14 protein-coding genes are annotated in these 12061 nt (G+C 71.2%); 8 read left to right on the plus strand and 6 right to left on the minus strand.

Annotation, left to right across the window (positions count from 1 at the left end):
• Nucleotides 1–407: 407 nt before the first annotated feature.
• The gene (locus H0X00_RS15215) at nucleotides 408–1082 is read left to right on the plus strand and encodes a haloacid dehalogenase type II (protein ID WP_293772520.1); all 675 of its coding nucleotides are present in this window, start codon (nucleotides 408–410) and stop codon (nucleotides 1080–1082) included.
• A 7-nt stretch (nucleotides 1083–1089) separates the two neighbouring features.
• On the opposite strand, the gene H0X00_RS15220 is transcribed toward H0X00_RS15215, so the two are convergent.
• The 3 genes from H0X00_RS15220 to H0X00_RS15230 are packed head-to-tail and all read right to left on the minus strand — an operon-like array spanning nucleotide 1090 to nucleotide 3780.
• Entirely contained in the window at nucleotides 1090–1707 is a 618-nt protein-coding gene (locus tag H0X00_RS15220) for a PH domain-containing protein (protein ID WP_293772522.1), read from the minus strand.
• A 22-nt stretch (nucleotides 1708–1729) separates the two neighbouring features.
• The gene (locus tag H0X00_RS15225) at nucleotides 1730–2584 is read right to left on the minus strand and encodes a class I SAM-dependent methyltransferase (RefSeq protein ID WP_293772523.1); all 855 of its coding nucleotides are present in this window, start codon (nucleotides 2582–2584) and stop codon (nucleotides 1730–1732) included.
• Nucleotides 2581–3780, minus strand: a complete 1200-nt coding sequence (locus H0X00_RS15230; RefSeq protein ID WP_367186648.1) for a homogentisate 1,2-dioxygenase — start codon at nucleotides 3778–3780, stop codon at nucleotides 2581–2583. The genes H0X00_RS15225 and H0X00_RS15230 overlap by 4 nt, the downstream gene beginning before the upstream one ends.
• Nucleotides 3781–3829: 49 nt before the next feature.
• On the opposite strand from H0X00_RS15230, the gene H0X00_RS15235 reads away from it, so the two are divergent.
• Nucleotides 3830–4450: a nucleoside triphosphate pyrophosphatase gene (locus H0X00_RS15235; RefSeq protein WP_367186649.1), complete on the plus strand. Its 621-nt coding sequence runs from the start codon at nucleotides 3830–3832 to the stop codon at nucleotides 4448–4450.
• A gap of 180 nt (nucleotides 4451–4630) precedes the next feature.
• A complete protein-coding gene (locus H0X00_RS15240; RefSeq protein ID WP_293772529.1) occupies nucleotides 4631–5029 on the plus strand; it encodes a low affinity iron permease family protein in 399 nt (132 codons plus the stop codon).
• A 7-nt stretch (nucleotides 5030–5036) separates the two neighbouring features.
• Here H0X00_RS15240 and H0X00_RS15245 read toward each other — a convergent pair whose 3' ends face one another.
• From H0X00_RS15245 to H0X00_RS15255, 3 genes are read right to left on the minus strand one after another with little or no spacing between them, the layout of a single operon-like run.
• Nucleotides 5037–5207 carry an acyl-CoA carboxylase epsilon subunit gene (locus H0X00_RS15245; RefSeq protein WP_293772531.1) on the minus strand — a complete coding sequence of 57 codons (171 nt, stop codon included), beginning with the start codon at nucleotides 5205–5207 and terminating at the stop codon, nucleotides 5037–5039.
• Nucleotides 5204–6733 carry an acyl-CoA carboxylase subunit beta gene (locus H0X00_RS15250; RefSeq protein ID WP_293772533.1) on the minus strand — a complete coding sequence of 510 codons (1530 nt, stop codon included), beginning with the start codon at nucleotides 6731–6733 and terminating at the stop codon, nucleotides 5204–5206. Before H0X00_RS15250 ends, H0X00_RS15245 begins: the two co-directional genes overlap by 4 nt.
• 55 nt (nucleotides 6734–6788) lie before the next feature.
• Nucleotides 6789–7973: an acyl-CoA dehydrogenase family protein gene (locus tag H0X00_RS15255; RefSeq protein ID WP_293772535.1), complete on the minus strand. Its 1185-nt coding sequence runs from the start codon at nucleotides 7971–7973 to the stop codon at nucleotides 6789–6791.
• 87 nt (nucleotides 7974–8060) lie between these two features.
• On the opposite strand from H0X00_RS15255, the gene H0X00_RS15260 reads away from it, so the two are divergent.
• The 5 genes from H0X00_RS15260 to H0X00_RS15280 all read left to right on the plus strand — a co-directional run.
• Entirely contained in the window at nucleotides 8061–8519 is a 459-nt protein-coding gene (locus tag H0X00_RS15260) for a MerR family DNA-binding transcriptional regulator (protein ID WP_293772537.1), read from the plus strand.
• A gap of 28 nt (nucleotides 8520–8547) precedes the next feature.
• Nucleotides 8548–10299 carry a biotin carboxylase N-terminal domain-containing protein gene (locus tag H0X00_RS15265; protein ID WP_293772538.1) on the plus strand — a complete coding sequence of 584 codons (1752 nt, stop codon included), beginning with the start codon at nucleotides 8548–8550 and terminating at the stop codon, nucleotides 10297–10299.
• A 2-nt stretch (nucleotides 10300–10301) separates the two neighbouring features.
• Nucleotides 10302–10610 (plus strand): hypothetical protein, encoded by a 309-nt coding sequence (locus tag H0X00_RS15270; protein ID WP_293772539.1) that lies wholly within the window; start codon nucleotides 10302–10304, stop codon nucleotides 10608–10610.
• Nucleotides 10611–10745: 135 nt separating this feature from the next.
• Entirely contained in the window at nucleotides 10746–11474 is a 729-nt protein-coding gene (locus H0X00_RS15275) for an enoyl-CoA hydratase (RefSeq protein ID WP_293772540.1), read from the plus strand.
• A 210-nt stretch (nucleotides 11475–11684) separates the two neighbouring features.
• Nucleotides 11685–12061 (plus strand): DEAD/DEAH box helicase (locus tag H0X00_RS15280; RefSeq protein ID WP_293772542.1); only part of this gene is annotated, 377 nt, incomplete at its 3' end.

Below are 12061 nucleotides of genomic sequence, written 5' to 3' on the forward strand. Positions count from 1 at the left end.
CCCGGAGACGGAGCCGAACGCCTGGACCGACCGCAGCCGGTTGGTACGGCGCCCGTTGCCCCACGGCCCGGGTGCCTGGCGCGCGAGCGCCTGGCGCAGCTGAGGCCGCGCGGCCTACCTCTGGCTCAGCCCATCTGGCTCAGCCCATCTGGCTCAGCCCATCTGGAAGGCGTCCAGGAGGACGGTGAACCCGTCGGTGGCGCCCAGGCGGAGCGGCAGGATCGCCTGGTACTCCGCGTGCATCGCCTCCCCCTCGCCGCTCGCTCATGCATGAGTGAATGGTCGATTTCCGGCCCAGGTCGGGGCGGAAATCGACCACCCGGTCATGCAAGTGGCCCCTCGAGGGGCTGACGGGGCGCCGGGGACGGGGAACTACGGTGAGCCCGATCCGACATCCGGGAGGACCCATGGCACACCGGCCCGCGGCCGTCGCGTTCGACGTCGTCGAAACCCTGATCGCGCTGGAACCGCTGGGCGAGCGGTTCGAGAAGGTCGGGCTCCCCGCCCACAGCATCCGGGAGTTCTTCCCGCGCACGCTGCTCTACGGCATCGGCCTGAACATCACCGGCGACTACATCCCGTTCCCGGTGGCGGCGGCCGCCGCTGTCCGCACGCTGAGCCGCCACGAACTGACGCCGGACCAGGTCGAGTACGTCGTGGCCGGGATGCGCGAGCTCCCACCGCACCCGGACGTCGAGCCCGCGATGAAGGTGCTGCGCGACGGCGGGATCCGGGTCACCTGCCTGACCAACGGCGCCCCCGAGGTGGTCGAGACCTTCCTGTCCCGCAACGGTCTCGACCACCTGGTCGAGACCGTCATCACCACCTCGGAGCTGCAGGCCTGGAAGCCGCCGGCCAAGGTCTACCTGCACGCCGCTGCCAAGCTGGGCCTGGAGCCGGACCAGGTGTGCCTGGTCGCCTGTCACGCCTGGGACTGCCACGGCGCGAAGCGCGCCGGGCTCATGGCCGGCTGGGTCGGCCGGGCCGAGGGCGGCTACGACGAGATCTTCGCCCCGGCGGACGTCCTCGGGGCGTCCCTGCTCGACGTCGCCGAGGGCCTGGTGGCCCTGCCGCCACCCTGAGGGACCCTCACATGCGGCCGAGCAGGTCCGCCTTCTTGGCCTGGAACTCGGTCTCGGACAGGACGCCGGCGTCGCGGAGCGCAGCCAACTCGGCGATCTGGCCCGGCACCGAGGGCGCGACCGGCCGGCCACCGCCACGCTCCTGGACGTTGTTGGCCTCGACCTGCTTGTTGATCTCGCGCTGCACGTTCTCCGGGTGACGGATGTCGGAGAAGGTCTGCTGGCCGCTCTCACCGGCGGACTCGACCAGGATGTCCCCGGCGCGGAGGATGCGCTCGAACACCGTCTGGTGCATGTCGATGTTGTTCACCCGGTTCAGCGGGACGTCCCGGCCGTGCTTGGCGACCAGGCCCTTGCGGTAGATCAGCCGGTCGGTGGTGAGCACGAAGTGGGTGCTCAGCCATTGCAGCAGCCGGGCGGCGAACCACAGCAGCCACACCAGGAAGACCGCGCCGGCCACGTACTTCGTGGCCTTGCCGCTGTCCCCGTCCAGGGTCATCGAAAAGACGCCGAAGGCGATCACCAGCACCCCGACGGCCAGGTGCTTGGTCAGGTACCACCAGTGCGGACGCAGGTCGAACACGATCGTTTCGCCGTCGAGCAGAAGCCGCTGCGGGTATCCCATGGTCGAAATCTATCGGCGAAGATCAGGTTCGCGCAGCAGTGACGATCCAGGCAGCGGCCCCGAACTGGACCCCCGCGGGAGTCAGGTGCGCCTCGACCACGGATCGCAACTCGGCCAGCGCGTCGGCCCGGGTCGGCTCGTCGAGGTCCTTGAGCAGAGCTCCGACGAAGCTCAGGCCGAAGACGAACTCGTAGGCGCTGCCGGTGTCCGGCCCGAAACGCATCGGCTCGACGACGCCGGTCAGGTCGACGCCGCCGAACCCGGCGTCGCCGAGCAGCTGCCGGACCCGGTCCGGGTTCCCCAACGAACTGGGCCCGGGCGCGCCCGGCGGCGGAGTCGGCAGGGTGCGCCCGGCCGCCAGCGCGGCGGCGACCGCCGTCATCCACTCGTTGACCTCGATCCCCTGCCACACCATCAGGGCGAGGCGGCCGCCGGACCGGACCCCGCGGCCGATGTTGGCGAAGGCAGCGGCCGGGTCGGCGAAGAACATCACCCCGGCCCGGCTGATGACGACGTCGAACCCGCCCGGCTCGAACGGGTACACCTGCGCGTCGCCCTGGATGAACTCGACGTTGGCGGTCCGCTGCTCGGTCGCGCGATGGCGGGCGACCTCGAGCATCGACGCGGAGAGGTCGAGTCCCATCGCGCGGGCCGGCGCGCTCCGGCGCGCGGCCTCCAGCGTGGTCACGCCGTTGCCGCACCCGATGTCGAGCACCCGCTCGCCGAGGCTCACGTTCGCGGCGGCGAACAGCGGCGGCAGATACGCAGCCATGCTCTCGTCGAAGGTGGCGGCGTTGGTCGCCCAGTACTCGCCGCCCGGGCCGTCCCAGGACCGAAAGGTGTCCTCGTTGGCCGGGTCGACCGGGACCCCGCTCACGCCGAGCCCCCGGCGCGGCGGCCGGCCCACGACCACGCGTAAGTCGGGTCCTCACAGGCGAGCGCACCCTCGCCCAGCTCGAGCGGACGGAAGGTGTCGACCATGACCGCGGTCTCGTCGAAGCGCTCCGCGCCCAGGCTGGCCTCGGCGGCGCCGGGCTGCGGGCCGTGCGCGTGCCCGCCCGGGTGTACCGAGATCGACCCGAGCCCGATCCCCGATCCCTTGCGTGCCTCGTAGTCCCCGGCGACGTAGAACATGACCTCATCCGAATCGACGTTGGAGTGGTAGTAGGGCACCGGCACCGCGAGCGGGTGGTAGTCCACCTTGCGCGGCACGAAGTTGCAGACCACGAAGTTCTCGCCCTCGAAAACCTGGTGAACCGGCGGCGGCTGGTGCACCCGCCCGGTGATCGGCTCGAAGTCCGCGAGGTTGAACGCGTACGGATACAGGGACCCGTCCCAGCCGACCACGTCGAAGGGATGCTCGGCGTGTACGAGCACCGAACCCACGACGCCCCCGGCGCCGCGGTGCTTCACGTACACCTCGACGTCGGTCGCCTCGACCGACGGCGGCGGGCCGGGCGCCCGCAGGTCGCGCTCGCAGTAGGGCGAGTGCTCGAGGAACTGGCCTCGGGAGGACAGGTACCGCTTCGGCGGGGTGATGTGCGAGTTGGCCTCGATCGCGTAGGCCCGCAGCGGCCCGGAACCGGTGGGCACCCAACGGTGCGTGGTCCCGCGCGGAATCAGGACGTAATCCCCGGTGGCCGCCTCGATCGCGCCGAACACCGTCTCCACGGTCGCGGCGCCGCCCTCCACGTACACGCACTCGTCGCCGATCGCGTTGCGGTAGAGCGGGGACGGCGCACCGGCGACCGCGTAGGAGATCCGGACGTCGCCGTTGCCGAGCACCAGCCGGCGCCCCGTCACGGCGTCGGCACTGCGCCAGTCCCCGGCCAGCTCGTGCAGCTTCAGGTGCCGCGGACGCAACGGATGGTTCGGTGTCGTGCTCAGGTCCGGGAGGTCCCAGGCCCGGCTGTCGACGATCGCCGACGGCACGTTGCGGTGGTAGAGCAGCGCGGAGTCCGAGGAGAAGCCCTCGGCCCCCATCAACTCCTCGTGGTAGAGCGCACCGTCGGGCCGGCGGAACTGGGTGTGGCGCTTGGGCGGGATCTCCCCCGCCACCCGGTAGTAGGGCATGGACCCATCCTCCCCCGCCGCATCCTCGCAGCACTGTCGCGAGGGCGGCATGATCTCCTGCGTGCCGCGACTCATCCTTGCCTCCGCCTCCCCCGCCCGCCTCGCCACCTTGCGCCGGGCCGGATTGAACCCCGAGGTGATCGTCAGCGAGGTCGCCGAGGAGAACGTGTACGGCTCCACCCCGGGGTCGACCGCGGAACTGCTCGCGGTGCTGAAGGCCGAGGCCGTGGCGCGGCGGGTGCCGCACCCGGTGCCCGGCACCGTCGTGCTCGGGTGCGACTCCCTGCTCGAGTTGGACGGCGACGCGCTGGGCAAGCCGGGCACGGCCGAGGCGGCGATCGAGCGGTGGCAGGCGATGCGCGGGCGCTCGGGGGTGCTGCACACCGGGCACTGCCTGATCGAGCCGGCCACCGGGATGCGCGCGGTCGCCACCGCGTCGACCACGGTGCAGTTCGCCCAGGTGAGCGACGCCGAGATCGAGGCCTACGTCGCCACCGGTGAGCCGTTGCGGGTGGCTGGGGCCTTCACCATCGACGGTCGCGGCGGGGCGTTCGTCGAGAAGATCGAGGGTGACCACCATAACGTCGTCGGGGTGTCCCTGCCGCTGCTGCGCCGGATGTGCAAGGCCCTCGGCGTCACCTGGACCGACCTGTGGGAGCTCCCGGTCTGACCCGACGTCAGGCGCTCGGGCGCTCCGGCGCTCCGGCGCTCGGAAAGCCAGCCCCGCAATCGGGGCCAGCACCTTGCGCCGCAGGTCCGCCAGGCCGTGAGTGTGCGCGCTGGGTGGGTGCGGCCGCCAGCCGGCTACCGATCGGTGCCACACTGGCCCCATGGCTCGTGGCGGATCGCAATGACCGAGTCCAGGCCCGCGGCCGAGGCACGGGCCCAAGGCGATCAGCGGTCCAGCTTTGACCGGTTCGTGCATGAGGCCCACGCCAGGGTGAGCCGGCCCGGCTTCTTCTACGTCTGTGTCGTCCTGGTCCTCGCGTGGCTTGTCAGCGTGCCCCTGTGGGCGGATCTGAAATCCTGGCAGGTCGCGATCCATACCGTCACCAGTGTCGTGACGCTCCTGCTGATCGCCTTGCTGGAGAACGCCGGACGCCGCAGCGAGGAGTCCGCGCAGGAGAAGCTCAACGTGCTCGCCGAGGCGCTGGCGGCGTTGATGGATTCCCAGGCCGCCGCGGACCCGAGGCTGGCCCCGGCCGTGGAGCGGCTACGCGACGCGGTGGGCCTGGAAGAACGCCATTGACCGACCCTCAGGGCCGCGGGCGTCGCTGCGCGGCGAGCCGCTTGGCCCGCCAGGCCTCGTAACCGCTGAGTGGGGCGGACCTGGCCGGCCGGGCGCAGAGCACGGCGATGAGCGCCGCCAGCTCCTCGGCCGTCGGCGTCCCACGCAGCACCCGCACCTCAGCCGCCTCGGCGGTCATACCGGCGGCACCCCGTGCCGACGGTCGGTGAAGTGCCGGGACTTGCCGACGGACTGCCGGTAGCGCGCGATCAGCTCTGCGCGCAGCTCCTCGGGGCTGATGATCGCGTCGATCACCAGGTCGGCGGCGAGGCGGAGCAGGTCGACGTCGGCCTCGTACTCCGCCCGCCGGGCGGCGACGAACTCGGCGCGCTCGGTCTCGTCCGCGATCTCGGCGATCTTGTTGAAGTAGACCGCGTTGACCGCCGCCTCCGGACCCATCACCGCGATGCGCGCCGTCGGCAGGGCGATGCAGGCATCCGGGCCGAAGCCGGGACCGCACATCGCGTAGAGCCCCGCGCCGTAGGCCTTGCGCACGATCACCGAAATCTGAGGGACCGTCGCTTCGGAGACCGCGGTGATCATCTTGGCGCCGTGGCGGATGATGCCCTCGCGCTCGACCTCGGAGCCGATCATGAAGCCGGGGACGTCGGCCAGGTAGAGCAGCGGGACGTTGAACGCGTCGCAGAGCCAGATGAAGCGCGCGGCCTTGTCGGCGGAGTCGGTGAACAGCACCCCGCCCTTCACCGCGGAATTGTTGGCCAGCACGCCGACCACGCGGCCGTCGAGGCGGCCGAACCCGATGACGAGCTCGGCCGCGAACAGCGGCTTGATCTCGAAGAAGGAGTCGGCGTCGAGCAGCGCGTCGAGCAGGTCGTGCACGTCGAACGGCTGACTCTCCTTGGGCGGGATCAGCTCGGAGGTCAGCGGCGCGAGCGGCTCCTCGGCGAGGAAGTCCGGCGGCTGCTCGCGCCAGCAGGTCGGCAGGTAGGAGAAGTAGGCCTTCGCGGTCTCGATGGCCTCGGCGTCGTCGGTCACGAGCTGATCGCCGCAGCCGGAGACCGAGACGTGCATCCGGGCGCCGCCCATCTCCTCCAGCGACACCTTCTCCCCGATGACCATCTCGGCCATCCGGGGCGAACCGAGGTACATGGAGGCGTTGCCCTCGACCATGATCACCAGGTCGCAGAAGGCCGGGATGTAGGCGCCGCCGGCCGCGGACGGGCCGAACAGGCAGCAGACCTGGGGCACCCGGCCGGAGAGCGCGACCTGGTTGTGGAAGATCCGGCCGGCGCCACGACGGCCGGGGAACATCTCGACCTGGTCGGTGATCCGGGCGCCCGCCGAGTCGATCAGCCAGAAGACCGGCAGTTCCTCGCGCAGCGCGGTCTCGGTGAGCCGCACGATCTTCTCCACCGTGCGCGCGCCCCAGGACCCGGCCTTCACCGCGGGGTCGTTGGCGACCACCAGCGCCGGCCGGCCCTCGACCAGACCGCGGCCGGTGACGACACCGTCGGCCGGCAGGCCGGACGCAAGGGCGTTGGCCAACTGGCCGTCCTCGACGAACGAGCCGGCGTCGAAGAGCAGGGCCAGTCGGGCCCGGACGTGCAGCTTGTTCTGCGCCTCGAGCTTCTTCAGCGCCGAGGCACCGGGGACGAGCGTCGCCTCGCGCGCCGTTGCGACGGCCTTCGCCATCTGGTCGGTCATGTTGCTGCTTCCTTCGGGTCCGTCGGCCTGCGCAGAATCACTCGACCCCGTTCAGTCATTCGACCGGGAGGCCCAGGCCGCGGCTGATCAGGATGCGCTGCACCTCTGAGGTGCCTTCGCCGATCTCCAGGACCTTGGCGTCCCGGTAGAACCGCGCGATCGGATACTCCTCCATGAAGCCGTAGCCGCCATACACCTGGGTGGCGGTGCGGGTCGCGGAGACCGCGGCCTCGGTGGCGTAGAGCTTGGCGATCGAGGCGGCCTGCTTGACCTGCTTCACCGAGGCGCCGGTGTCCTTGAGCCAGGCGGCCTTGTAGGTGAGCAGCCGGGAAGCTTCCACCGCGACCTGCAGGTCGGCGATCTGGAAGGCCAGGCCCTGCTTCTTGCCGATCGGCTGGCCGAACGCCTTGCGCTCCAGCGCGTAGGAGACTGAGTGGTCCAGGCAGGCCTGGGACAGCCCGACGGCCAGGGCCGCGATCGCGATCCGGCCGTCGTCGAGGGTGTTGAGGAACTGGGCGAACCCGCGGCCGCGGGCGCCGAGCAGGTTGGCCTCGGGAACCCGGGCCCCGTCGTAGCTGAGCGGGTGGGTGTCCGAGAGGTGCCAGCCGAGCTTGCGGTAGGCCGGCTCGGCGACGAAGCCGGGCGTGCCGGTCGGAACCATGATCGCCGACAGCTCCGGAGTGCCGTTCTCGTTGGTGCCGGTGCGCGCGGTGACGGTGACGACCGAGGTCAGCTCGTGGCCGGAGTTGGTGATGAAGGCCTTGGCGCCGTCGACCACCCACTGCGCCTCTCCAGAAGCGTTGGTCTGGAGCACGGCCTTGGTGCGGGTGCCGCCGGCGTCGGAGCCGGCCTCCGGCTCCGTCAGGCCGAAGCCCGCGAGGGCGCGGCCGGCCACGAGGTCGGGCAGCCATTGCGCCTTCTGCTCGTCGGTGCCGTAGGTGGCGATCGGGTTGATACCGAGCCCGACGGCCGCCTCGAGCGTGATGCCGAGGGACTGGTCGACCCGGCCGATCTCCTCGATCGCGACGCAGAGCGTCGTGAGGTCGGCGCCCGCGCCGCCGTACTCCTCGGAGGCGGTAAGGCCGAACAGACCGAGCTCGGCCATGCCGTTGACGGCCTCGGTGGGCAGGCCGCCGACCTCGCGCTCCCAGCGTTCGATGTTCGGCTGGAGCGCCTTCTCGGCGAAGTCGCGGACGACCTTGCGGAAGGCCTCGTGGTCCTCGGACAGGGAGAAGGACATGGCAATCACTCCGACGGTGTTGATTGGTCCACTCGGCAAGCCTCGCGGACTGGCGCAGCGGCTGACGTTTACGTTAACGTAAGCGTCATGAGCGAGGCGGCGCAAGAGTTCCCCGACCGGGAGACGTGGTCGATCGCCGAGCTCGCCGCTGAGTTCGCCGTGACGTTGCGCACGATCCGCTTCTACGAGGACCTCGGCTTGATCTCCCCCGGCCGTCGCGGCACCCAGCGGGTGTTCGGCAGCCGGGACCGGATCCGGCTCAAGCTGATCCTGCGCGGCCGCCGCCTCGGCATGACGCTGGACGAGATCCGCACGATCATCGACATGTACGACGCCGAACCGGGCGAGGTCGGCCAGCTGCACTACCTGCTGGAACAGCTCGACGCCCGGCGCGCGGACCTCGAAGAGCGACGCCGCGACATCGAGGACAGCTTGATCGAACTGGACCGGGTCGAGGCCAAGGTGCGCGCGGACCTGGCCGGCTTGTCCAGTCAGCTCCCCGGTCAGCACAGACCGTCGCGCAGCCGGCCCGGCAGCGCTCAATAGACTCCGTCCCGGTCTTAGGAGGACGACGGTGCAGAAGGTTCTGATTGCCAACCGCGGCGAAATTGCGGTTCGGGTGGCCCGTGCGTGCAAGGACGCCGGCATCGGCAGCGTGGCGGTCTACGCCGAGCCCGACCGGGACGCCCTGCACGTCCGCGTGGCCGACGAGGCCTTCGCGCTCGGCGGCTCCACCCCCGGTGACAGCTACCTGGTCATCGACAAGATCCTCGACGCCGCGGCCAAGTCCGGCGCCGACGCCGTCCACCCCGGCTACGGCTTCCTCGCCGAGAACGCCGACTTCGCCCAGGCCGTCATCGACGCCGGGCTGACCTGGATCGGCCCGCCGCCGGCCGCGATCATCGGCCTCGGCGACAAGGTCAAGGCCCGCCACATCGCCCAGAAGGCCGGTGCCCCCCTGGTCGCCGGCACCGCGGACCCGGTCTCCGGCTCCGACGAGGTCGTCGCCTTCGCCGAGGAGCACGGCCTGCCGATCGCGATCAAGGCCGCATTCGGTGGCGGCGGTCGCGGCCTCAAGGTCGCCCGCACCCTGGAAGAGGTCCCCGAGCTCTACGAGTCCGCGGTCCGCGAGGCGGTCTCCGCCTTCGGCCGCGGCGAGTGCTTCGTCGAGCGCTACCTGGACCGTCCGCGCCACGTCGAGACCCAGTGCCTGGCCGACTCGCACGGCAACGTCGTGGTGGTCTCCACCCGCGACTGCTCGCTGCAGCGCCGCCACCAGAAGCTCGTCGAAGAGGCCCCGGCGCCGTACCTGACGCAGGCTCAGATCGATGAGCTCTACACGTCGTCGAAGGCCATCCTCAAGGAGGCCGGCTACGTCGGCGCCGGCACGTGTGAGTTCCTCGTCGGCCAGGACGGCACGATCTCCTTCCTCGAGGTCAACACCCGCCTGCAGGTCGAGCACTGCGTGTCAGAAGAGGTCACCGGCATCGACCTGGTCCGGGAGATGTTCCGCATCGCCGACGGCGAGGAACTCGGCTACGGCGACCCGGAGATCCGCGGTCACTCGATCGAGTTCCGGATCAACGCCGAGGACGGCGGCCGCGGCTTCCTGCCCGCACCCGGCACCCTCACCGCATGGAAGCCGCCGTCGGGCCCAGGCGTCCGGCTGGACTCCGGCTACGAGGTCGGCGAGACCATCCCCGGGATGTTCGACTCCCTGGTGGCCAAGCTGATCATCACCGGCGCGACCCGCGAGCAGGCGCTGCAGCGTTCGAGCCGCGCGCTGAGCGAGTTCGTCGTCGACGGCATGCCGACCGTGATCCCGTTCCACGCCTCGGTGGTGGTCGACCCGGCCTTCGCGCCGATCGACGGCCCGTTCTCGGTCCACACCCGCTGGATCGAGACCGAGTACGACAACAAGCTCACCCCCTACGCCGGCTCCAGCGCGGACCCAGAAGAGGCCGCGGAGCGCCAGAGCGTCACCGTCGAGGTCGGCGGCCGCCGCCTCGAGGTGGTGTTGCCCGCCGGCCTGGCTGCGGCCGGCCCGGCTGCCGGCCCCGCGACGAAGGCCCGCAAGGCCGGGGGCAAGAAGGCCGGCGCCGCCGCGTCGGGCGACTCGCTGACCTCTCCGATGCAGGGCACGATCGTGAAGGTCGCGGTGGAGGAAGGCGCCACCGTGGCCGAGGGCGACCTGATCGTCGTGCTCGAAGCGATGAAGATGGAGCAGCCGCTCAACGCGCACAAGGCCGGCACGATCACCGGTCTGGCCGCCGAGATCGGCGCCACCGTCACCAGCGGTGCCGTGCTTTGCGAGATCAAGGACTGAGGGTGCGGGCGACCCACGTCGCCCTGCCCACCGTTGCCGGCGGCTTGGCCCTGGCGCTGCTCGTCTCAGCCGACGCGGACGCGGGTTCCGTGCTGATCGCCGACCGGTCCGAGCGGTCCCTGCCTGCGCATGTCGACCTGACCGGCGCCCAGTACGCGAACGACCTCGACGGCTTCTCCGCCCGGCTGACCGTGCGCGACCTCCAGCTCCGCACCAACACGGTCGGGTTCGCCCTGACGTTCCCGAAGACCGGACAGCTCTACCGCGTGACGGCCACCCGCACGAAGACCGGTAAGGCGACCTACCTGTGACCCGCGATCGCGGCGACCGTCGGGTCAAGCGCACCTGCGGGGGGGTTCACGGTGACCTGGGACGACACCCAGACCGTCCGCGTCGCGTACACCTGAGCCATCCGCCAGCCACAGCCAGCCAGGGGAGTTCTTCTCTTGATCGAGAGCACCACGCACGACCGCGTCACCGTGCTGACCATCGACCGGCCCGAGGTGCGCAACGCGCTCAACATCGCCGTCTGCGACGCGATCCGCATCGCGGTCGGCGAGGCCGTGTCCGGCGGGGCGCGGGCGCTGGTGCTGACCGGCAGCGGCTCCAGCTTCTGCTCGGGGGCCGACTTCGGTGAGGTCTACACCGGCGACTTCCGTCGCTCCCTTTACGGGATGTTGCGGGCCGTGATCGAGGCCCCGGTCCCGGTGGTGGCCGCGGTGAACGGGCCGGCCATCGGCGGCGGCACCCAGCTCGCGATCGCCTCCGACCTGCGGGTGGTCGCTCCGGGCGCGGTGTTCGCCGTCCCGACCGCGAAGCTCGGCCTTGCTGTCGACCCCTGGACGATCCGGCGCCTGGCCCAGCTCGCCGGGGAGGGTCGCGCGCGGGCGCTGCTGCTCGCCTGCGACGACCTCGATGCCGACGCCGCGTTGACCTGCGGCCTCGCCGACCGCGCCGGAGACCTCGAGGCCGCCCTGGCCCTGGCCCAGCGGATGGCCGAGCTCGCGCCGTTGACGCTCGCCTACAACAAGGAGGTACTGAACTCCCTGGCTGAGCCGACCGTGGACGAGAGCGAGCTGCTGGCCGCGTTCGAGGGCTGCTGGTCGAGCGCGGACCTCGCCGAGGGCCGCCTGGCCCGGGAGGAGAAGCGTCCGCCGGTCTTCCGCGGAGCGTGACGCTCCGCACGCCCGAGGTGGCCGGGCTCGGGCCTACGCGCTGGTAGGCTGACTCTAGGTCGGCGTCCTTCGCCGACGAACTTTGCGGGCGAGTTGCCCGCCCTGCCGCGAGCTTTTCCTCGGCACGTCATGGTTCCGGAACCCTCCGGAGTGCCTCGAGCGTGCATCGCGGCCGAACCGGGTCCTTCGACCCGAACGGAGCTACTTCACTTGTCTCAGTACGACCGCGCGCCTCGGCGCGCCACCACCACCCGCCCGACCCAGACCCGTCGCAAGCCGGCCGTGTCGCGGCCTGCGCGCCCTGTGCGCGACATCGCGCCCGTCCGTTCCGACCTGGACCTCAAGCTCGAAGCCGCGCTCGCCGCGCCCGAGCCGCCCGCCCGTACCTTCGCCGAGCTCGGCCTGCCCAAGGCGATGGTGCTCGCGCTCTCCCGGCGCGATATCACCAGCCCGTTCGCCATCCAGTCCCGCGCCCTGCCGGACGCCCTCGCCGGGCGCGACGTGCTGGGCCGGGCCCAGACCGGCTCGGGCAAGACGCTGGCCTTCGGACTGCCGATGCTGGCCCGCCTGGCTGCCACCGGTTCCCC

The sequence above is a fragment of the Sporichthya sp. genome (genome assembly GCF_013815995.1).
Taxonomy (GTDB): domain Bacteria; phylum Actinomycetota; class Actinomycetes; order Sporichthyales; family Sporichthyaceae; genus Sporichthya.

Excerpts from the sequence above, each read along its gene's own strand:
- H0X00_RS15260 (WP_293772537.1), top strand. The coding sequence starts at position 8,061 with ATGAGCGAGGCGGCGCAAGAGTTCCCCGACCGGGAGACGTGGTCGATC.
- H0X00_RS15240 (WP_293772529.1), top strand. The coding sequence starts at position 4,631 with ATGACCGAGTCCAGGCCCGCGGCCGAGGCACGGGCCCAAGGCGATCAG.
- H0X00_RS15250 (WP_293772533.1), bottom strand. The coding sequence starts at position 6,733 with ATGACCGACCAGATGGCGAAGGCCGTCGCAACGGCGCGCGAGGCGACG.
- H0X00_RS15220 (WP_293772522.1), bottom strand. The coding sequence starts at position 1,707 with ATGGGATACCCGCAGCGGCTTCTGCTCGACGGCGAAACGATCGTGTTC.
- H0X00_RS15215 (WP_293772520.1), top strand. The coding sequence starts at position 408 with ATGGCACACCGGCCCGCGGCCGTCGCGTTCGACGTCGTCGAAACCCTG.
- H0X00_RS15245 (WP_293772531.1), bottom strand. The coding sequence starts at position 5,207 with ATGACCGCCGAGGCGGCTGAGGTGCGGGTGCTGCGTGGGACGCCGACG.
- H0X00_RS15235 (WP_367186649.1), top strand. The coding sequence starts at position 3,830 with ATGATCTCCTGCGTGCCGCGACTCATCCTTGCCTCCGCCTCCCCCGCC.
- H0X00_RS15255 (WP_293772535.1), bottom strand. The coding sequence starts at position 7,973 with ATGTCCTTCTCCCTGTCCGAGGACCACGAGGCCTTCCGCAAGGTCGTC.
- H0X00_RS15230 (WP_367186648.1), bottom strand. The coding sequence starts at position 3,780 with ATGCCCTACTACCGGGTGGCGGGGGAGATCCCGCCCAAGCGCCACACC.